This window comes from Rhizobium sp. B230/85 (genome assembly GCF_019355735.1).
In the GTDB taxonomy this organism is placed as follows: Bacteria; Pseudomonadota; Alphaproteobacteria; order Rhizobiales; family Rhizobiaceae; genus Rhizobium; species Rhizobium rhododendri.
This window is the reverse complement of the sequence record NZ_CP072156.1, coordinates 1,287,225-1,307,938: the sequence shown is the minus strand read 5'-3', so window position 1 is coordinate 1,307,938 and position 20,714 is coordinate 1,287,225. Positions and strand designations below refer to the sequence as shown.

19 protein-coding genes are annotated in these 20,714 nt (G+C 61.9%); 6 read left to right on the top strand and 13 right to left on the bottom strand.

Going from position 1 to position 20,714, the window contains the following annotated elements; genetic code table 11:
• Window positions 1-30: 30 nt before the first annotated feature.
• From ubiA to J5289_RS06190, 4 genes are all read right to left on the bottom strand, one after another.
• Window positions 31-993, bottom strand: coding sequence for a 4-hydroxybenzoate octaprenyltransferase (gene ubiA / locus J5289_RS06205; protein ID WP_209182976.1), 963 nt, complete (start codon window positions 991-993; stop codon window positions 31-33).
• Between the two features lie 125 nt (window positions 994-1,118).
• Complete coding sequence (locus tag J5289_RS06200) at window positions 1,119-1,928, bottom strand: MipA/OmpV family protein (RefSeq protein WP_209182975.1); 810 nt, start codon at window positions 1,926-1,928, stop codon at window positions 1,119-1,121.
• Window positions 1,929-2,057: 129 nt separating this feature from the next.
• On the bottom strand, window positions 2,058-3,317 hold the full coding sequence (locus J5289_RS06195) for a cyclopropane-fatty-acyl-phospholipid synthase family protein (RefSeq protein WP_209182974.1): 1,260 nt from the start codon (window positions 3,315-3,317) through the stop codon (window positions 2,058-2,060).
• Window positions 3,318-3,458: 141 nt separating this feature from the next.
• The gene (locus J5289_RS06190) at window positions 3,459-5,771 is read right to left on the bottom strand and encodes a Tex family protein (RefSeq protein WP_209182973.1); all 2,313 of its coding nucleotides are present in this window, start codon (window positions 5,769-5,771) and stop codon (window positions 3,459-3,461) included.
• A gap of 160 nt (window positions 5,772-5,931) precedes the next feature.
• Here J5289_RS06190 and purD point away from each other — a divergent pair, with 160 nt between their 5' ends.
• The 4 genes from purD to J5289_RS06170 all read left to right on the top strand — a co-directional run bounded on the left by purD (window position 5,932) and on the right by J5289_RS06170 (window position 10,731).
• Window positions 5,932-7,203, top strand: coding sequence for a phosphoribosylamine--glycine ligase (gene purD, locus J5289_RS06185; protein WP_209182972.1), 1,272 nt, complete (start codon window positions 5,932-5,934; stop codon window positions 7,201-7,203).
• A 115-nt stretch (window positions 7,204-7,318) separates the two neighbouring features.
• Window positions 7,319-7,765 (top strand): plant virulence effector HPE1-like domain-containing protein, encoded by a 447-nt coding sequence (locus tag J5289_RS06180; protein WP_209206713.1) that lies wholly within the window; start codon window positions 7,319-7,321, stop codon window positions 7,763-7,765.
• A 382-nt stretch (window positions 7,766-8,147) separates the two neighbouring features.
• Entirely contained in the window at window positions 8,148-9,965 is a 1,818-nt protein-coding gene (locus tag J5289_RS06175) for a methyl-accepting chemotaxis protein (RefSeq protein ID WP_209182970.1), read from the top strand.
• A 169-nt stretch (window positions 9,966-10,134) separates the two neighbouring features.
• On the top strand, window positions 10,135-10,731 hold the full coding sequence (locus tag J5289_RS06170; RefSeq protein ID WP_142824153.1) for a histidine phosphatase family protein: 597 nt from the start codon (window positions 10,135-10,137) through the stop codon (window positions 10,729-10,731).
• A 32-nt stretch (window positions 10,732-10,763) separates the two neighbouring features.
• Here the strand turns inward: J5289_RS06170 and glyS are convergent, their stop codons facing one another.
• The 7 genes from glyS to J5289_RS06135 all read right to left on the bottom strand — a co-directional run bounded on the left by glyS (window position 10,764) and on the right by J5289_RS06135 (window position 18,741).
• Window positions 10,764-12,998 carry a glycine--tRNA ligase subunit beta gene (glyS, locus tag J5289_RS06165; protein ID WP_209206715.1) on the bottom strand — a complete coding sequence of 745 codons (2,235 nt, stop codon included), beginning with the start codon at window positions 12,996-12,998 and terminating at the stop codon, window positions 10,764-10,766.
• Between the two features lie 105 nt (window positions 12,999-13,103).
• On the bottom strand, window positions 13,104-13,400 hold the full coding sequence (locus tag J5289_RS06160) for a HigA family addiction module antitoxin (RefSeq protein ID WP_209182968.1): 297 nt from the start codon (window positions 13,398-13,400) through the stop codon (window positions 13,104-13,106).
• A gap of 10 nt (window positions 13,401-13,410) precedes the next feature.
• Window positions 13,411-13,695, bottom strand: coding sequence for a type II toxin-antitoxin system RelE/ParE family toxin (locus tag J5289_RS06155; protein ID WP_209182967.1), 285 nt, complete (start codon window positions 13,693-13,695; stop codon window positions 13,411-13,413).
• Between the two features lie 81 nt (window positions 13,696-13,776).
• Entirely contained in the window at window positions 13,777-15,717 is a 1,941-nt protein-coding gene (locus J5289_RS06150) for a DUF2207 domain-containing protein (protein ID WP_374108239.1), read from the bottom strand.
• A 48-nt stretch (window positions 15,718-15,765) separates the two neighbouring features.
• Window positions 15,766-17,040: a 3-phosphoshikimate 1-carboxyvinyltransferase gene (locus J5289_RS06145; RefSeq protein ID WP_209182966.1), complete on the bottom strand. Its 1,275-nt coding sequence runs from the start codon at window positions 17,038-17,040 to the stop codon at window positions 15,766-15,768.
• A gap of 95 nt (window positions 17,041-17,135) precedes the next feature.
• Entirely contained in the window at window positions 17,136-17,687 is a 552-nt protein-coding gene (locus J5289_RS06140) for a LemA family protein (RefSeq protein WP_209182965.1), read from the bottom strand.
• 94 nt (window positions 17,688-17,781) lie between these two features.
• Window positions 17,782-18,741 (bottom strand): glycine--tRNA ligase subunit alpha, encoded by a 960-nt coding sequence (locus J5289_RS06135; protein ID WP_209182964.1) that lies wholly within the window; start codon window positions 18,739-18,741, stop codon window positions 17,782-17,784.
• Window positions 18,742-18,845: 104 nt separating this feature from the next.
• Here J5289_RS06135 and J5289_RS06130 point away from each other — a divergent pair, with 104 nt between their 5' ends.
• On the top strand, window positions 18,846-19,121 hold the full coding sequence (locus J5289_RS06130) for a hypothetical protein (RefSeq protein ID WP_142824148.1): 276 nt from the start codon (window positions 18,846-18,848) through the stop codon (window positions 19,119-19,121).
• Window positions 19,122-19,129: 8 nt separating this feature from the next.
• Window positions 19,130-19,444, top strand: a complete 315-nt coding sequence (locus tag J5289_RS06125; protein WP_142829223.1) for a type II toxin-antitoxin system RelE/ParE family toxin — start codon at window positions 19,130-19,132, stop codon at window positions 19,442-19,444.
• Window positions 19,445-19,534: 90 nt separating this feature from the next.
• Here the strand turns inward: J5289_RS06125 and J5289_RS06120 are convergent, their stop codons facing one another.
• Window positions 19,535-19,726, bottom strand: coding sequence for a hypothetical protein (locus J5289_RS06120; RefSeq protein ID WP_142824147.1), 192 nt, complete (start codon window positions 19,724-19,726; stop codon window positions 19,535-19,537).
• 18 nt (window positions 19,727-19,744) lie between these two features.
• Window positions 19,745-20,608 carry a S49 family peptidase gene (locus tag J5289_RS06115; RefSeq protein WP_209182963.1) on the bottom strand — a complete coding sequence of 288 codons (864 nt, stop codon included), beginning with the start codon at window positions 20,606-20,608 and terminating at the stop codon, window positions 19,745-19,747.
• Between the last annotated feature and the right edge of the window lie 106 nt (window positions 20,609-20,714).

Sequence of the window (20,714 nt, the reverse complement as noted above, 5' to 3'; positions counted from 1 at the left end):
AAACCCGGCGCCTGCGCCGGGTTTTGCGTTTTATCCGGGGGTGGAAAGCGCCATGGACAACAGCAAGCCGGCAAAGATGATGGCGCCCACCCTGCCGTTCGAGCGGAACAGGATCAGGCACTGTGGCGCGTCTTCGATATCGAGGACGACGATCTGGTAGGCAAACATGCCGCCGGCGATGACAAGGCCAAGAAATGCGATGAGACCTGCGCCGGCCAGCGCGAAGGCAAGGAACATCAGCACCAGCGCCGCGCCATAGAGGCCCACGAGCCATACCTTCGTCTTTTCGCCGAACAGTCGCGCCGTCGAGCGGACGCCGATCAGTTCGTCGTCCTCCTTGTCCTGATGGGCATAGATGGTGTCGTAGCCAATGGTCCAGAGAATAGCGGCGATGTAGAGCAGGATCGGCGGCAGCGACAGGCTGCCGAAGATGCCGGCCCAGCCCATCAGCGCGCCCCAGGAAAAGGCAAGCCCGAGGAAGAACTGCGGCCAGTCGGTAAAGCGCTTGGCAAAGGGGTACACCGCCACCAGTCCCAGCGACAGCAAGCCGAGGCCCACACAGAACCAGTTGAACTGCAGGAGAACGAACAGTCCGACGAGAGCCTGCAATGCAATGAATATCTTTGCCTGCTTGCGGCTGACACGGCCTGACGGCAAAGGCCGCGAGCGGGTGCGCGCCACGGAAGCATCGATATCGTGATCGATGAGATCGTTGAACGTGCAGCCGGCACCGCGCATCGCCACCGCGCCGATGAAATAGAGGATGAGATGGTAGAACAGCAGCGGACCGACGAACTCGCCCAGCGTCAAGGCGGCATTGGCGGCCAAGGTCACCGACCAGAAGCACGGCCATAGCAGCAGCTGCCAGCCGATCGGCCGGTCCCAGCGTGCCAGCTGGGCATAGGGCCACAGCCAAGGCGGCAATGCCCTGTAGACGAAGTTATCGGATGGCGCATCGGCGACTCGGTCGCGGAAATCGTGGCTGTTGCTCATGGGAAATGTCTAGAACATTTCAGCGTTTCACGGAAATGCGAAAATGTTGGACCTATCTGCTCTCACGCACTTCCAGACGCAAAACTGCCAAGCACTTTCGCCGAACTGTTCCGACGGGCGCCTTATCAGTTCAGCGTGAAGCCGAAGCGGTAGGTGGCGGACAGGCCGATGACGAGTTGGTTTTTGTCGCCGCGTTCACGCACCAGGCTGCTGTCGGCTGCAGGACCCTTCAGCCGCTGGTATTCCACGAAGGAGCTGGTGCTCAAATTCTTGGTTGCCTGCCAGGTCAGCGCACCGCCGACACCGACGGATTTCAGGCCGCCGCCGGGATTGTAGCGATCGAGCCCGCTGGCCGCCGATTCCTTGCCGTCGACACCGTAATAGGTATCGAAATAGTTCGCCGTCGCGAAGGTTGCCCTCGGTCCACCGGAGAGCCGCAGATCAGGGGCGATGTCGGTGAAGGCATCAACCGCCACATCGGCAACGATGCCGTTATGGGCGCGGATACCCTGGCGCACTTCGGCACGGGCGCGGATCCAGTCGGTCGGGTAGACCTCGACGAAGCCACCGGCCTCTGCGCCCCATTTGACATCCTTCAGCCCGCGCAGTTCACGCCCGTCGCTCGAATCCCGGCTCGGCACAAACTTGCCGACGATGCCGGCCCGAAATGTCCCGGTATCGAGCAATGCAAAAGCCGGATTGTCGTTGCGCGAGGTAAATCGCGGCGCAGGTCCTTGCTTGCCGAAGGAGATCAGCGGCGAAAACTGTAACTTGTTGTGCTTGGCGCCCTCGAATTTGGGACCGACGAAGCCGGCAGCGCCGACGCTGACATACCAATCGCCGGACCACCAGGCACGACCGTCGCCAGCCGTGGCGGCCCCTGCCATTGTCGCAAAAAATCCAAACGAAATCAGCAGACTCGAGGTCTTGGCCATGGGAAATCCTACTACGCAATACAAAGGCAAGAGCCCGGAATGCCTAAACTTATCCGGATCGCATTACCACTTGCTTAACCAAGCGCCGACCCTGTTCGCCCGCAGACAGTCATGGCAAGGACGCGGGGATCAGAACACGACCTTTTCCAACGGTGCGCGGCGAGCTTCGAATTCCTTCAGCCTAGCCTCGTTTTCGGCAATGTAATTCCGGTTGTCGGGAACCGCGAACTGGTCCTTGGCGATCTGGATCTGGAAGATGAAAAGCTGCTCCCAGCGGAAGGCCATCTCCGAACCTGCCAGGTAGAACTCCCACATCCGGAAGAATTTCTCGTCATAGAGGGCGACGGCTTCCTCCTTGCGGGCGATGAAACGTTCTCGCCAGTGACGCAGCGTATAGGCGTAATGCATCGGCAGGATTTCGATGTCCTTGACCAGCAGGTTGGCCTTTTCCAGAGCCGGCGTCGTCTCGGCCAGAGACGGGATATAGCCGCCGGGAAAGATGTATCTCTCGATGAAGGCGTTGGTGGAGAAGCTTGGCCTCGGGCGACCGATGGAATGGAGCACCATCACCCCGTCATCGGCGAGCAACTCGGAGACCTTGCTGAAGAACTTGCGATAATTGCCGATGCCGACATGCTCGAACATGCCCACCGAGACGATGCGGTCGAACTTGCGTCCGCTGAGGTAGCGATAATCCTGCAGTTCGAAACGCACCCGGTCGGAAAGGCCGCGCTTTGCAGCGCGCGCGCGCGACACCTTAAGCTGCTCCTCGCTGAGCGTGATGCCGGTGAAATCGACATTCTCCGTCGATTCCGCCAGGTACATCCCCATTCCACCCCAGCCGGAGCCGATCTCGAGCACGGACTGACCGGGCTCGAGCCGCAGCTTGGCAGCGATATGGCGCTTCTTGGCGAGCTGGGCTTCGTCGAGACCGATGCCCGGCGGCTCGAAATAGGCGCAGGAATACTGCCAGTCCTCGTCGAGGAAGAGGTCGAAAAGCTTGGCCGAGAGATCGTAGTGGTGGGCGACATTGTGCTTGCTGCGGTTGACCGGCAGGCGGCTCTTCAGCTGCTGCCAGGCAATGCGGCCGATCAGCTTCATGGCGATCTTGAGATCGAACAACTCGTCCGTGGTGTTGAGCTTCACCAGCGACAGGAAATCATAGATGTCGCCCTGTTCGAGGATGAACCGGCCTTCCATGAACATTTCGCCGAGCTTCAGCGTCGGATCTGTGGCGATGGCGTCCTCCGCCTCGCGGTCGGCGGTGCGCACCGCAACTGTCTGGCCGGTGCCATCACCGAGCAGATGCGTCTCGCCGTTGGAGAGCGTGATCTGAAGGGAGCCTTTGCGGATAATTTTGGTGACAAGAGCAAGCAGTGACGACGCCATGACGCCTCGCAATCATATGACAGACAATCAGGAAACATTATCCCCTCAAGATAGTCTGGCAAGCTTACGAACGGCGGTACAGGCACTCCGGCACGAACATTGCCGCAGTGTGACATTCTTGCAAATATATAAGCTAAGTGACTATTTTCGCTTGAGCGCATCGGCGAGCGCCGCGCCGAAGCTGCCCTGCGTCTGCGGTGCCGGGCGATTGCCCTGCTGCTTTGCGGGCATCACCCGCGTTTCGGGACCGCTACGGTTCTCCCGGGCCGGTGGCGCGGCGTCATCGCCGGCGTCCTTGCGCATGCTGAGGGCGATGCGCTTGCGCTTGGCATCGATGTCGACGACGCGGACTTTCACGACGTCGCCGGCCTTCACCACCTCATGAGGATCCTTCACGAAACGGTCCGCCAGCTGCGAGACGTGAACCAGACCGTCCTGGTGTACGCCGATATCGACGAAGGCGCCGAAGGCCGCGACATTGGTAACAGTGCCCTCCAGCATCATGCCTGGCTTTAGGTCGCTGATTTCGTTGACACCCTCGGCAAAGGTTGCCGTCTTGAAGCTCGGGCGCGGGTCACGGCCGGGTTTTTCGAGCTCGGCCAAGATATCGCGCACGGTCGGCAGGCCGAAGCGTTCATCGACGAAGGCGCGTGGATCGACCGCCTTCAGCGCGGCGCTGTCACCCATCAAGCTGCGCAGGTCGCGACCGCAGGCGGCGACAATCTTCTTGGCGACGCCATAGGCTTCCGGATGCACCGAGGAGGCGTCGAGCGGCTCCTTGCCGCCGGTGATGCGCAGGAAGCCGGCGCATTGCTCGAAGGCCCGGGGCCCAAGCCGCGCGACCTTCAGGAGATCGCGCCGGGTTTCGAAACGTCCGGCCTCGTCGCGGTGGCGGACGATGGATTCTGCAATCGCCGCACCAAGGCCTGAAACGCGGGCAAGCAGCGGCGCCGAGGCCGTGTTGAGATCGACACCGACGGCATTCACTGCATCCTCGACGACGGCATCCAGCGAGCGCGACAGCTTCTGCTGGTCGACATCATGCTGGTACTGGCCGACGCCGATCGATTTCGGCTCGATCTTGACCAGTTCGGCCAGCGGATCCTGCAGCCGCCGGGCAATCGATACTGCGCCGCGCAACGTCACGTCGAGATTCGGGAACTCCAGGGCTGCCGCTTCCGATGCCGAATAGATCGAGGCGCCCGCTTCGGAAACGATGACCTTGGTAGGCTTGGCGCCGGGCAATTCGAGCAGCATGTCGCTCACCAGCTTTTCGGTTTCCCGGCTGCCGGTGCCATTGCCGATCGAGATCAGCTCGACCTTGTGCTTGACTGCCAGCGCGGCGAGCGTCGCCAGCGTACCGCGCACATCGTTGCGCGGCTGGAAGGGATAGACGGTGGCGGTCTCGAGCAGCTTGCCGGTGGCATCGATGACGGCAACCTTGACGCCCGTGCGGATGCCGGGGTCGAGACCCATGGTGGCGCGAGCGCCGGCGGGTGCTGCGAGCAGCAGGTCCTTGAGATTGCGCGCAAATACGTGGATCGCCTCCTGCTCGGCCCGTTCACGCAGCTCGCGCATCAGGTCGAGCGACAGCGACATCGACAGTTTGACGCGCCATGTCCAGCTTGCGACCTCCATCAGCCAGCGGTCGCCGGGCTTCTGGGCGCCGATCTCGTAGGCCGTGGCGATCATCCGCTCGACCGGCTTGAAGGGTGACGCAAGATCGGCGTCGATCTCGATCGTCAGCGTCAGCATCTCCTCGTTCCAGCCGCGCAGCATGGCGAGAGCCCGATGGCCGGGAGCCGTTGCCCAGCGCTCGGTGTGATCGAAATAGTCGGAGAACTTCGCGCCGGCCTCCTGCTTGCCATCGACGACCTTGGCGCGCAGCTGGGCATTCTGACGCATATGGGCGCGCAAGGTCTTCAGGAGATCGGCATTTTCGGCGATGCCCTCGGCAATGATGTCGCGGGCACCCTCGAGCGCCATCTTCACATCGGTCACCTCGTTGGCGACATAGCCCTCGGCAAGCTGCGCGGGTTCACGGCTGCGATCCTTCAGGATTGCCTCCGCCAATGGCCCTAGACCGCGCTCGCGGGCGATCTCGGCGCGGGTGCGGCGCTTCTGCTTGAACGGCAGGTAGATATCCTCGAGCTCGGCCTTCGTGGTTACGCCTGCGATCTTGCGCTGCAGCTCGTCGGTCATCTTGCCCTGGCTGGTGATGCTGTCGCTGATCGAGGCGCGCCGTGCCTCGAGCTCGCGCAGGTAGACGAGCCGCTCGGCCAGCGTCCGCAACTGCCCGTCATCCAGCCCGCCGGTCACTTCCTTGCGGTAGCGGGCGATGAACGGCACCGTCGAGCCCTCGTCGAGAAGGCCGACCGCCGAAACCACCTGCTCAGGCCGGGCATTGATCTCGGCGGAAATGATTGCTGCGATGGAGCGGATGTCTGCGGCCATGGGGATCTCTGCGTTGCGTCTGATTGCGGCGACCATAGTCCGAGAAAGCGGCAAGGCAATGATCTCAGTCGGTGCTTCTGGTGGACTCCACAGGAATTGCCGCTTGACCTTTGCGGCAGGGCTGCTTAACCGCCAAGTTCTGGCAACAAAGGGGCAGGCGATGAAAGTTCTGTTGATCGGATCGGGCGGACGCGAGCATGCGCTGGCCTGGAAGCTGGCGCAATCGCCGCTGCTGACCAAGCTTTACGCCGCTCCCGGCAATCCCGGCATCGCCGAGCATGCAACGCTGGTGGCCGTCGATACCGAAGACAACGACGCCGTTGCCGCCTTCTGCCTCTCGGAAGCCATCGATTTTGTCGTCGTTGGCCCCGAGGCGCCGCTGGTTGCGGGGCTTGGCGACCGCTTGCGCGAGGCCGGCATCGCCGTCTTCGGCCCGTCCGCTGCTGCTGCGCAGCTCGAGGGTTCCAAGGGTTTCACCAAGGACATCTGCGCCCGCTACAATATCCCGACCGGCGCCTACCAGCGTTTCGACGATGCCGGCAAGGCGAAGGCCTATATTCTCGCCGAGGGCGCGCCCATCGTCGTCAAGGCCGATGGTCTTGCTGCCGGCAAGGGCGTCACCGTGGCGATGACGCTGGACGAGGCGATTGCTGCTGTCGACGACTGTTTCGACGGCGCCTTCGGGTCGGCGGGTGCGGAAGTCGTCGTCGAAGCCTTTCTCGATGGCGAGGAAGCAAGCTTCTTCTGCCTCAGCGACGGAACTCACGCTTTGGCGCTGGCCACCGCCCAGGACCACAAGCGCGTCGGCGACGGCGATACCGGCCCGAACACCGGCGGCATGGGAGCCTACTCGCCAGCCGCAGTGATGACGCCCGAGTTGATCGAGCGGACGATGAAGGAGATCATCGAGCCGACGATGCGCGGCATGGCCGAAAGTGGCATGCCGTTTTCCGGCGTGTTCTTTGCCGGCCTGATGATCACCGCCAAGGGGCCGGAACTGATCGAATACAATGTCCGCTTTGGCGATCCAGAATGCCAGGTGCTGATGATGCGGCTGAGAAGCGATCTTCTGCCGCTGCTGCTCGCTTGCGCCAACGGCACGCTCGACAAGGTGACCGCCGAATGGAGCGACGATGCGGCGCTGACCGTCGTCATGGCCTCGAAGGGGTATCCCGGGACTTATGCGAAAAACTCCGTCATCGCCGCCCTGCCCGCAGACAGCGACAGTGCGAAGGTGTTTCATGCCGGGACAGCTTTGAAGGACGGTGTGCTGGTGGCGACCGGAGGCCGGGTGCTCGGGGTGACGGCATTGGGCAGCAGCGTCGGCGAGGCCCAGAAGCGCGCCTATTCGCTTTCAGAGCAGGTGGTCTGGGACAACGGCTTCAGCCGCACCGATATCGGCTGGCGGGCAATCGAGCGCGAAAAGGCCTGACTGGACGGCCCTTTTCTACCCCAAATCCGCGTTTCCGATAAAGTTTTACCGATTCCGCTGACCGGATGGAAACAAAGGCGCGCTAATCTCTTCGCAGTATCCGATGGAGAGTTTCATGCGTCCCACGATCCTGAGTGCAGCATTCGTTTTGATCAGCAGTTCAGCCATGCTGATCTGCGGCTCCGCATCTGCATCGTCGTTCCTGACGCTCGACGGCGCGACGCGCACCAGCGGCGACAGCATCCAGTCGAAGGTCTGCGTCGATTGCGCGCCGATCAAGCAGGCGGTCGCCAAGAAAAGCTATGTGGTTCCCGAACTGCCGGTGGGGACGCAGACGACCGTGGTGCGCCAGATCAACGGCGAGCAGAAGGTCGTCCGCACCGAAGCCTGGCTGGGCGGATCGCCGGTCGTATTCATCAGTAAGGCGTCGCCGGAAGCACTGGCCGCAGCCGGGGTATCGCCTGACGGCATCGATCGCAGTGCGATGACGGCAGCGATCGCCGCAGCCACGCCGCTGACCAAGCCTCTCGACACCTCGGATTTCCAGTTGCGCCTTCAGTAGCCCGCTCATTCCCCTCCCCATCGAACTCCAGTCGATAGGGGTGCGCCGAAAGGCAGAAAGATGCGTCCCTGAAGAGAAGCAGGGGCGCATTTTTGTTTTTCGCAGATGCCGAGAGATATTCGCCCTCACCGCCGTTTCTCGCAGCATTCGGGGCTGAAAACTCTCGGATGCGCCGTTACGGTGACAATCACCTCTGTTAATGCCGATAAAAGCCCTAAATATGGACAGCTTTAAAGCATTGTTAGGTGAACGCGATGCAACTTCGCCGTACCGGAAGCAGCATGTGACTTCAGCAGCAACAGATGCGCCATGATCGACGGCGCAGGATCAAGCGGTAGGATACCGCACCGGGATAATCGAACCTATTCCGTTGCGAGGCCTGATGAAGAACCTGCGAATTTCGACCCAGCTGATGATGCTGGTTACCGGCCTGATGATCGCCTTTGCTGGCGTCACCTATTATCAAATCCAGAGTTCTGCGGCAGCCATCTACCACGAGCGCTACGCACTGCTGCGCACGCAGGTCGAGTCCGGGCTGTCTATCCTCCAGCAATATTACGATCGGGAAAAAGCCGGCACGCTGACGCACGAGCAGGCGCAGGCGCAGGCATTCGACGAGCTTTCGCATATCCGTTTCGAACCGGATGGATACCTCTTCGGCTATGACGACGACGTCGTCCTCAAAATCCACTACGATCCTTCCAAGGTCGGGCTGAGCAACAAGGGCAAGCCGGATCCGAAAGGCAACATGTATCGCGACGAACTCGTCAAGGTCGGAAAGGCCGGCGGTGGCGTCGTCGATTTCTACGGACCCAAGCCGCAACAGCCAGCCGATGCATTCTTCCGCAAGAGCGCCTATGCCAAGGTCTTTGCGCCGTGGCACATCACGCTTGCGACCGGCGTCTACATGGACGACCTGGAAGCGCAGGTACGGGCGACGATCTGGCAAACGCTGCTGGTCGGCCTTGCGGTCTTCGTGATCGCCATCGCTGCCGCACTGTATGTGATCCGCAGCATCTCCGGGCCACTGGCCGATGTACGCGGCGCACTGAATGCCGTCGCGGACGAGAACGTTACGCTTGCGATCCCGCACACCGGCCTGCACAACGAAGTCGGCATGATGGCGAAGGCGACACAATCGCTGCAGCAGAAAATCCGCGAGCGGCATGCGCTGGCCGAACTTCAGGAAGCCCAGGAACGACAGATCAGTGCCGAGCGCCAGGAGAACGTTCGCCATCAGCAGGACCAGGCCGACTTGCAGGCACGCGTCGTCGCGACCATCGGCCAATCGCTCGAGCAACTGGCGAAGGGCGACCTGACAATCCGCTGCGGCGACCTCGGCGCCAGCTATGCCGGACTGCGCAACAACTTCAACGAAGCCCTGTCGCATCTGGAGGCGGCGATGAGCCGCGTCAACTCCAAGGGCAACGACATCGGCGTCTCGAAGGAAGAGATCCGCCGCGCCTCCAATGAACTGTCGCAGCGTACCGAACGCCAGGCCGCCAGCCTCGAGGAAACATCGGCGGCTCTCGATGAGCTCACCGTTGCCGTCCGCCAGACAGCGGAAGGCGCCCATGAGGCCAGCAAGCGCGTCGACACCATCAGCGTCGAGGCCTCGCGCAGCGATGGCGTCGTGGCACAGGCGATCGGCGCCATGAGCGGCATCGAACAGTCGTCCACGGAGATCGGCAAGATCATCGGCGTCATCGACGAGATCGCCTTCCAGACGAACCTGCTGGCGCTCAATGCCGGTGTTGAGGCTGCACGCGCCGGTGAAGCCGGCAAGGGCTTTGCCGTGGTCGCCCAGGAGGTCCGCGAACTGGCGCAACGCTCAGCAGCGGCCGCCAAGGAAATCAAGGAGCAGATCGCCCGGTCCTCGACGCAGGTCGAGCACGGCGTGCGCCTGGTCGGCGACGCCGGCGAGGCGCTGAAGCGCATCTCCGGCCAGATCAAGGCGGCCAACGAGATCGTCTCGAAGATCGCCCACAGCGCCTCCGAACAGGATACGACGCTGCGCTCCATTTCAACGGCCATGAACCAGCTCGACGCCGCCACCCAGCAGAACGCAGCCATGGCGGAAGAAACCACGGCTTCGGCCGAAACGCTGGCCAGCGACACCGAGGAGCTGCTCGACCTGATCCGCGGCTTCCGCATCTCCGATGGCCGCCCCACCATGCAGCAGGCCCGCCGCGCTGCCTGATGCCCGGAAAAATCGACGATCTTTCCACAACCGCCGGAGCGATCCGGCGGTTTTTGCCTGCGGTGGACCTGTCGCGCACATCACGTTATCGGCAGTTGACTTGGCAGCACCGCCGCCGCGATATGGGGTTATCGGATGCGACAGCCGCAGATGAGCGAAAGGTAGCGACATGAGCAGTGCATGGCCTGAAATCACCCTGGTGCGGCACGGCGAGACGGCGTGGAGCCTTTCCGGACAGCATACGGGCCGGTCCGACATTCCGCTGACCGCAGCAGGCGAAGCAGCGGCCGTGAAACTGGCCGACCGGCTGCAGGGCCAGCATTTCGACGCCGTCTGGTCGAGCCCGTCCATGCGCGCATCGAACACCTGCGCCCTCGCCGGTTTTGGTGACCGGCGGGAGATCAAGGCGGACCTGGCGGAATGGGACTACGGTGCCTATGAAGGGGTGACGACGAAGGACATCCTGAAGACAAGTCCGGACTGGCATCTGTTTCGCGATGGCGCCCCTGAGGGCGAAGCTGCCGCCGATGTCGGTGCGCGGGCAGACAGCATCATTGCCGCATTGCGGGCGCGAAACGACCGCGTGCTGATCTTTTCCAGCGCCCATTTCCTGCGTGTGCTCAGCGCCCGCTGGATCGGCCTGCCGCCAGAAGGCGGCGCGCTGCTGGTTCTCGACACGGCGAGCATCAGCGTGCTCGGATACGAGCACGACCTCGGGGAGCCAGTCATCCGCCGCTGGAACCAGACGCAAATTTTTATGTACTGATCGGCGGCTCACCGGGGCCGCCGATAGTTAATCTAGCCGGATATCTTTGAGAAATCGGCAACCGTGCCAGTGGCTTCGCGGATCAGGCGAAGCAGCGCCAGGCGGTTGCCACGCACGGCAACGTCCTCGTCGTTGACCAGGACATCCGTGAAGAACCGGTCGACGGGCAGGCGCAGCGTCGACAATGCCGTCATCGCCGAGCGGAAGTCCTCCGTGGCGATAGCGGAAGACGCCTCCCCGGAGGCCTTGGCGACGGCCGCAAACAGATCCTTCTCGGCATCGAGTGTCAACAAAGCCGGGGTCACGGCATCGGCGACGACGGTACCTTTTTTTTCCTCGGCCGCAAGCAACTGGGTTGCACGCTTGGTGCCGGCAAGCAGGTTCTTGCCGTCTTCGGAGGTGATGAAGAAGGTCAGGGCCTCGACGCGGCGGGCCACCATCAGCAGGTCGTCCGTCTCTGGTGTCAGGACCGCATCGATCAGATCGTAGCGGGCGCCCTGATCGCGCAGATAGACTTTCAGCCGGTCATGGAAGAACGACAGCAGGTCGCGCTCGCGCGCCAGCATCTGCTCGCCGTTCGCGTGGCCGAACTTCATCAGTCCGTCCGGATGCTCCTGCATCTGCTGGCGGAGGCCGGCCATTTCGACGGATTCATCGACTATCGCCATGTGGTCGCTAAGATAGCGCATGATCGGCAGGCGGATGCGCTGTTCGAGCACGATACGCACGACGCCGAGCGCTGCGCGGCGGAGGGCATAGGGGTCCTTGGAGCCAGTCGGCTTCTCGTCGATCGCCCAGAACCCGACGAGCGTGTCGAGCTTGTCGGCTAGCGCCACGGTCAGTCCGACCTTATCCTGCGGCAACCGGTCAGATGGGCCGTTCGGCTTCCAGTGATCTTCGATGGCAGCAGCGACAGACGGGTCCTCGCCCTGGAGAGCCGCATATTTCCGGCCCATCAGCCCCTGCAACTCCGGGAATTCGCCAACGGCTTCGGTGCGCAGGTCGGCCTTTGCCAACACGACGGCGCGGTCTACGAGGCCTGCATCGGCACCGGTCACCGCTGCCAGTGCTGCAGCGAGCTTGCGGATGCGCGCAACGCGCTCGCCCTGGCTACCGAGCTTGGCGTGGAAGGTGACGTTGAGGGCATCGAGCTTGGCCATGCGCTGGTCGAGCGGCTTGCCGAGGTCGAGATTGAATTTTGCAGCCGACGCCTGAAGCGTGTTGAGGTCGGGGAGATCGCCCTGGTCCCGCTTCCAGAAGTGCAGCGCGTCGGATAGCCGGGCGCGCACGACCTTGCCATTGCCGTGGATGATTTCCGCGCCACCGTCGCTGGCCTCGATATTGGCGATCAGCACGAACTTGTTGGAAAGCGTCTCGCTGCCCCGGGGACGGGTGACGAAGCACTTCTGGTTGGTTTTGATCGTCAGGCGGATGATTTCGGAGGGGATCGTCAGGTAATCCGCCTCGAACTCGCCCATCAGCACCTGCGGCCATTCGACGAGGCCGGAAACCTCCTCGAGCAGGGCTGGATCGTCGACCAGTTCCAGTCCGCTGGCAAAGGCCAGGTTTGCTGCATCGGCAGCGATGATTTCCTTGCGGCGCTCGGCGTCGAGGATGACCTTGGCTCTCTCCAGGCCGGCAACATAGTCGTCGAAGCGCTTGACGGTGATCGCTGCGGGCGCGTGGAAACGGTGGCCATAGGTGACGTCGGACGCGACGATACCGTCGATCTCGAACGGGATGACGACAGTGCCTTCATGCTCAGTGCCGAAGGTACAGACGATCGACTGCAGCGGGCGGACCCAGCGCAGCGAGCCGGGCTTTGCAGAAGCGGCACCCCAGCGCATCGGGTTCGACCAGGGGAAATTGCGGATGATGCCAGGCATGACGTCGGCAATGATCTCCTCGGCAGCGCGGCCGGGCCTGGCGATGATTGCGACGTAGAATTCGCCCTTCTTGGGATCGCTCTGAATCTGCGCTTCGTTGATGGACGACAACCCAGCGGCGCGCAGAAAACCTTCGATCGCCTGGGCGTTGGCATCGCGACGCGGTCCCTTGCGCTCCTCGCGGACATCGGCGGAACGCGCGGTCAGTCCGCGAATATCGAGCGTCAGGCGCCGCGGCGTCCAGTATTCCCGCGCACCCTCGTAGGACAGGCCAGCATCGACCAGTGCGTCGGTGACAAGCTTCTTCAAGTCTCCCGCGGCCTTGCGCTGCATGCGGGCCGGAATTTCCTCGGAGCGAAGTTCAAGCAGGAGATCGGGCATGGGAAATGGTCTTTGCGTTGCTGCCAATGATTGCGGCGGGCTTAGCAAGCCCGGCAGCAAAAGTCATCAAGGCAATCGTTTAAATCAGCGATGACCCGGCCATGTTCAAGCGACATGGAGGACTGGGATAGCGGCGATCTCGGCTCTCTTTTCCTCCGCCTGGCGCTTCAGTTCGTAGCCAGTTTGCATATTCATCCAAAACTCCGGCGTCGTGTCGAAAAAGCGGGCCAACCGCAACGCGGTATCGATGGTCACCGGCGTTTCCTCGGCGACCAGACGCTCGATGCGCGTTCGCGGGACGTTCAGCTTGCGCGCGAGGGCACCGGCGCTCATTTTAAGCGGTGCCAGATACTCCTCCCGAAGGATTTCACCCGGATGCACCGGTGGGAGAATGTGCTTCATTGCGTCGTCCTCAGTGGTAATCGACAATTTCGACATCTTCGACGCCAGCATCGGTCCAGACGAAGCAAATCCGCCATTGATCGTTGATGCGGATGGAATGCTGGCCGGCACGATCTCCCTTCAACGCCTCGAGATGATTTGCGGGCGGCGAACGTAGGTCCGAAAGCTGGTTGGCATATTCGATCATGGTCAGCTTGCGAATAGCACGTCGCGCAAGGTCGGCGGGAAAGCCTTTCGGCACAACGCCGGAAGCAACGGCGCGCGTCGACCCATCCTTGAACGAAAGAATTACCATTCAGCTTCCATTTCACCGTATCATACCATGATACATAACTAGGTCAAGCCGTGGGGTTGGGCTTCGCCGCGCTCCCTCAACTCACCAACCGCCCCCGCCTCCACCGCCGCCGCCGCCGCCGCCGCCGGATGAGCTGCCACCGCCGCTGCTGGAGAAGGCGCTGTCGGAGGTGGAGACGGGAGCCGGGATCGTCGAGGCTATGGTCGAGGCCATCGATGAGGAGAAGCCGCCGATGCGGTCTGAGAAGCTGTCGGCACCGAAGCTGCCGCCGTACCAGCCTGGCGCGTAAGCAACGCCGCCGATGGCGGCTGCGGCAAACCAGCTCTCGAAGCTTTTAGTCCAGGGCTTTTCGACGCCGAGCGCCACCGCATAGGGGAGCAGCGTTTCGAAATGCTTCGGCGACATGGTCGGAGCGCCCTGCATGTTCATCCGGTCCTTTTCGGCGAGCGTCAGGTACTGCCGGAGCCCGGCGATGCCATCCATCACCCTGGCGCCGAGGGCAGTCGGCGCGCCCATCAGGAAGAAGAAGACGCAATTGGCAGCGAAGATGCCGATGATCGCGACCGTCAGCGGCAGGTCGCCGACGATGGCGGGCGACGAGGTCTGCGCAGCGAAGAGGATGGCGACGACAGAGACGGCGACAAAGGCGATGAAGGCAAAGACCAGTACCGCGAAGACCTTGCGCACCGTGCCTGCATTGGGACGGAACGACCTTCCAATGAAGGCGGCGACCGCGACGCCGAAAACCGACAGCATGCCGGGCACGATGATCAGCGGCATTGCATTTTCGTGCAGCCGGCCGAAAACGACGATGCAGACGAACACCACCAGCGACAGCACGATGCCACCGAACGTGTAGAGCGCGTTGCTCTTGTAGTAAGCGTCGCGATGTTCCTTCTCGATCGCGTCGCGGAACGCCTCGCCGGTTGCCTGAACCTTTTCGCCGTGGGCCTTGTCGATGACCAGCGCGTCGTCCTTGCCGCCAATCGCGTTCAGCAACGTCTGCTCGCCGGCATCGAGCTTGCCGGCTGCAGTTTTGGCCGTGCGGCGGATGACGATGCTGCTGTCAAGATCTTCCAGCACGACGTAGTCGTTGACGGCGAGATTGAGCGCGGCGGAGGACAGTGCGGTCCAGCCGCCGGAGGAAAAGCCGCGATTGTCTATATAGTTGACCAAGGCTGGCGAGGTTCCTTCAGGTGCATCCCAGCGGGGTACGACGACACCGCGGTCGGGGTCGCGGCCAACCTTGACCCAGCTGCGTCTATAGTACGCCAGCACCAGCAACAGGCCGATGCCGGCGATGATCAGGTCGCTGTTGTCGCGCAGGAACCAGGCGCGCTGCTGGTCGACGCTCGGAGCATCGACGGCGCCCTTTGCCAGCTTGATGGCGATCGTCAGGCCTTCCTTTGGCGCCAACGGCCGGGTGGTCTCGAAAACGACATCGCTGCCGTCCTCGCTGACCCGGGCATTCCTGCCCTTTGATCCAAGCGGCCCGGTGGCAAAATCGAGACCCTGCGGCCTGACACCTTCGGGCAGCATGACCGTTGCCGACGCCTGCAGGATCGGGAACACCCATCCGGTACCGGTGACGTTCCAGTACAGCTCGTCGTGGTCGTCGAAATAGCGGGTCTGGCGGTTGGTCTTGTAGGTGAGCTGAAATTCATGGCGTCCGGGGCTGAGGGTGACGTCGGCAGACCCGATATAAATGCGGATGCCGCCTTCGATACTCTCGCTGCGCCATTGCTCAGGGCTGCCATCGCGGCTAACCGATTGAACCGTAAGATCGACGGTCGCTGTCCTGCCGGTCGCATCCTGGAACGTCAGCGGGAAATCGCGAAAAATGCCATGGCGGATATCGCGACCCTCGGCATTGACGCCGATTGTCTCGGTCACCTGCATCGAGGCGTCCTTGTCGAGGATGATGGCCTGCTGGAAGGCGGTGATGACCTCCTGCGCCGATGCAGCCCCGGCAACGAGCAGCCCAAGACACAGCAGACAAAGACGTGCGGCAATCCGTATCACGATGCGTTCCCCCGAACCCAGTGTAGCGCGCGCCGCGAAACGGTTTCGCTAGCTGGCGTCGTCCGTATAAGTCACCCCCAGCGATGCCAGCACCTGCCAGTAGTCAGGGAATGTCTTGGCAACGCAATCGGGATCCAGAATGGTAATCCCGTCGATAACAAGACCAGCCAGCGCAAAGCTCATCGCAATGCGGTGATCGGCAAAGGTATCGATTTCCGCTTCCAGACGCTGCCCGGCGAGGCTCGGATCGGCAGCAACGATCAGGTCGTCGCCCTCCTCCGTCGCCAGCCCTTCGCGGATGGCGTTCAGGCCGGTCGACAGGGCGCGGATGCGATCGCATTCCTTGACGCGCAGGTTGGCGATGCCGACGAAGCGCACCGGCGTCTCGTTGAAAGCGGCCAGCACGGCGATGGTCGGGATAGCGTCCTGCATCTGCGATCCGTCGATGACATCAGGCATATGCGGAAACGCCGAGATCACCGCGTACGCCTTGGCATCCGGCTGGGTAAACGCGTCTGCCGGCGTTCCGATGTCAATGGCCCCGCCGCTGAGCACCTCGGCGCCCCAGAGATAGGTGGCGGCCGAAGCATCCGGCTCGATGTGGAAATCAGTTGCAGTGTAGCCGGTCGGTTGAATGGTCCAGGAGACGCCGTCGCGCTGCTCAACCTTGGCTCCGTAAGCCTGCATTACATCCAGGGTCAGGTCCACATAGCCGCGCGCGCCGATGTCTGCACCTGCAAGGGTTACGGTGACGGGCTGGTTTGCGCCCGGCGATGCCAGAGGTGCAGCCATCAACAATGCCGAGACATATTGGCTGGAAAGGCCGGCATCGACTTCCACCCGGCCAGAGCCGAAATGGCCGTTGCCACGCACTGTCACAGGTGGACATCCTGTCGGAGCTTCAACGTCGATGCCGAGTGATTTCAATGCGGTGACCAGCGGCCCTATAGGCCGTTTACGCATATGCTGGTCGCCATCGACGACGACGGTTCCAGCAACGCTTGCCACCGCCGCCGTCAGGAAGCGCGTCGCAGTGCCGGCATTTCCAAGAAACAGCGGCTTTTCCGGCGCAGACCACACACCCGTACCGGTGACGATGAAAGTCGTGTTATCCGGCTCCTCGACGCTGACGCCCATGGCGCGCAGGGCGCCGGCCATGTAGCGGGTGTCGTCGCTTTTCAGCGCGCCGGTCAGCCGGCTTGTGCCCTGGGCGAGGCCGGCCAGAAGCAGCGCGCGATTGGTGATCGACTTCGATCCCGGCGGCATGGCGCGACCGGTGAGCGGCTTGCCCGGCGGGATAATCGTGAGTTTCGCTCTGCCCATCGTCAATCTCTTCCATCTGCCAACGAAACGGTAACCCGGCAACAGGTTCTATCGCCTCCATATCCGTCGCAAAACCATTCCGAAAGGGGAAAGATCTAGAATTTTACTGTGGGAACGGCGCGGTCGGCCTCGTTGGTGACTTCGAAATAAGGACGCTTGGCAAAACCGAAGGGGCCGGCCACGAGATTGTTCGGGAAGCTCTCGACCTTGACGTTCAGGTCGCGGGCAGCGCCGTTGTAATAGCGCCGCGCCATTTGCAACTCGCTCTCCATCGTTTCCAGCGAGGCCTGCAGCTCGGCAAAATTCTGGTTGGCCTTGAGGTCGGGATAGGCTTCGGCCAGCGCCATGACCCGGCCGAGAGCTTGCCCGAGCAGCCCTTCGGCGACACCGCGAGCGGCGACATCGCCTGATGGCACGGCCTGCGCCTGGTTACGCAGGGAGACCACCTCCTCCAGCGTCGATTTTTCGTGGGTGGCATAGCCCTTCACGGTTTCGATCAGGTTGGGGATCAGGTCGGCGCGGCGCTTCAGCTGCACGTCGATGCCGGACCAGGCTTCTTCGGCCACCTGCCGGGCACGCACGAGACCGTTGTAGACAAAGATCACATAGATCGCGGCCAGCACAGCCACGCCCAGAATAATGTACATCGTCAAGCCCCCGGAACGACAGAGAATTGCGTCGGACCCTATGCGTTCCCGGCGCCGATGTCATGCGTCATTTAAGGGTCGATCTACGAGCGGTTCAGGCCGCCTGCATGACGGTGGCGCCGCCAGCATCGGTCAGCAGGAAGGCCTCGCCGCAAGCCTTGGCGAGCGTTCTCACACGCAGGATGTAACTCTGGCGCTCGGTGACCGAGATCACGCCGCGCGCATCGAGCAGGTTGAACACGTGGCTGGCCTTGATGCACTGGTCATAGGCCGGGAAGACGCATTTGTGCAGGACCCGTTTGTCGCCCTCGCCCGGCGCGCCTGATGCCAGAAGCGCCAGGCACTCCTTCTCTGCGTCGATGAAGTGGCGATGCAGCATCTCGGTGTTGGCGAACTCGAAATTGTGGCGCGAATACTCCTGCTCCGCCTGCAGGAAGACGTCTCCATAGGAGATCTTCTCGTCGCCCTCGCGGCCGTTGAAATTGAGGTCGTAGACGTTATCGACGCCCTGCACATACATGGCCAGCCGCTCGAGACCGTAGGTCAGTTCGCCGGCGACGGGTGCGCATTCGATGCCGCAAATCTGCTGGAAGTACGTGAACTGCGAGACTTCCATGCCATCGCACCAGCACTCCCAGCCGAGACCCCAGGCGCCCAGCGTCGGGCTTTCCCAATCGTCCTCGACGAAGCGGATGTCGTGCAGCAGCGGATCGAGACCGATGGCGGCCAGCGAGCCGAGATACAATTCCTGCAGGTTCGGCGGGTTCGGCTTGAGGATCACCTGATACTGGTAATAGTGCTGCAGGCGATTGGGGTTTTCGCCGTATCGGCCATCGGACGGGCGGCGCGACGGCTGCACATAGGCTGCCTTCCAAGGCTTCGGACCGAGCGCGCGCAACGTCGTCGCGGGATGGAAGGTACCGGCGCCGACTTCCATGTCATAGGGCTGCAGGACCGCACAACCCTTATCCGCCCAATAGGCATGCAACGTCAGGATCAGCGCCTGGAACGAGCGCTTCGGGTTCATGTGATCGGGAATGGCTGCAGCCGTCATGATGGGGATCCGAATTGCGGTAAGAAGCGCGACTGGTGCCATGGGAGGGGACAGGGGTCAAGATAACAAGTATAGAGAAACACCGGCTTCATCGGAGAAGGACAATGAACGTCAAGACAGAGATTACCCTTACCGAAGACTATTTGCGCTATGCAGAACGACTGGTCGAGGAGGGTATCTATCCGTCGATCTCGAGCGTGGTGGAAGCTGGCATTGCCCGGATGATGCTTCAAAATGAAACTTCCGCCGAAGATCCTGTGGGACTGACAGATGAAATCCGGCGACGGATGGCCTTGCCTGTCGGTGACTGGTTACCGTGGGACGGCGCTGACATGGCCGAGCGCGTGAAGAAAAAGCTGAGCGCGCAACACAACATGTAAGGCCATCCATGCGCTATACGATCCGTAGGCACCCGGCGGTCGAAGACGATCTTTTTGAGACCGTTTCGATGATTTCGGACTATGCCGGCATTGCAGTCGGACTGGCAAAGACAGATGAAATCGTGAATTTCATTGCGTCGCTCGCAGACTTTCCGAAAATCGGCACCGTGCGTGACGAAATCTATCCCGGGTTACGCGCTATACCGGCCTCTGAAAAAGCAGTTGTTTGTTTCACCGTCGACGACCCAACACGCACTATCCTAATAGTCTGCATCAGCTATGCAGGAGCCGATTGGGTTTCGCGGGTCCGGCATCGGCGCTAGCGATGCACTCGCGGTGCAGCTAGCCTGGTCAATCATTTGGCACTGCACGCATTTCGCAGGTTTGATCCGGAACTAGCATCCCGCGACCCGCTATTCCTCGTCCCTCTTCAGCCGGTATTCGCCCGTCAACGGATCCTTGACGAGCGTGCCCATGGCGCCGGTGCTGCGCTCGCGCTCCTGGCGCTGCGACTGCTGTTGCAGCCGCTGCGCCGCGTTGATGAAGCGCTTGTAGATCAGCCAGCAGACGCTGCCGATAACGATGATGAAAATGAGCTGCGCCATGCCGGGGCTGTTCCGTTGTTATAATCCGTATCGGCCCCATAGTGCCTTTTCTTCTGCGGCTTCCGCAAGCCCGGATGCAAGACCTGCGGCAATGCTGTCAAGGCCGGGCAAGGCGATACTTGGCGCCTTTCTTCCAAACAGACCACGCGACGACGAGACGAGCTCGATTTTCGTTTTTTCGCCATAGCGTTTCTTCAGCTCCTGGCGCATTTCGCCGAGGCCGTCGATGAGGCCGAGCTCCAGTCCCCTTGTTCCCGTCCAGAACAGGCCGGAGAAGATCGTATCATCGTCCGCCTTGATCAGGCCGGCGCGGCGCTCGCGGACCATGTCGATGAAAATCGTGTGGATCTCAAGCTGCAGGCTCTTGAGGTAGTCGATGTCTTTTTCCTTTTCCGGCTGGAAAGGATCGAGGATCACCTTGTTGCTGCCGGCGGTGTAGACACGCCGCTCGACGCCGATCTTCTTCAGCAGTTCGGGAAAACCGAAGCCGCCGGAGACAACGCCGATAGATCCGACAATCGAGGTCGGGTCAGCGATGATCTCGTCGCCGGCGAGCGCAATCATGTAGCCGCCGGAAGCAGCCACATCCTCGACGAACACGAGCACCTTCTTCTTCTTTTCGACCGCGAGGTCGCGGATGCGATTGTAGACCATGCGCGACTGGACGGGCGAGCCACCCGGTGAGTTGAGGACAATGGCAACCGCAGGTGATGCCTTCATCGAAAACGCCTTGTCGAGAGCGTGGCCCACACTGGCCAGATTGAGGGCTGGCCGGAAAGGGCTGCCACCTGCCATGATCGTACCGCTGAGGCGAACAACGGGGATCACCGTCCCCTCCTTGCGAAATCGCTTCGGCAGCAGTCGTCTCAGCAGTCCAGCCATCGTCAAACCCTTGTTTTGGTCCCGTTCAAGTCACAAGCATGTATGGATTGAAACGGCAAACACAATGGCTGACGGGACGAAAGCGGGCGAAGAGCGCAGCGCGCCC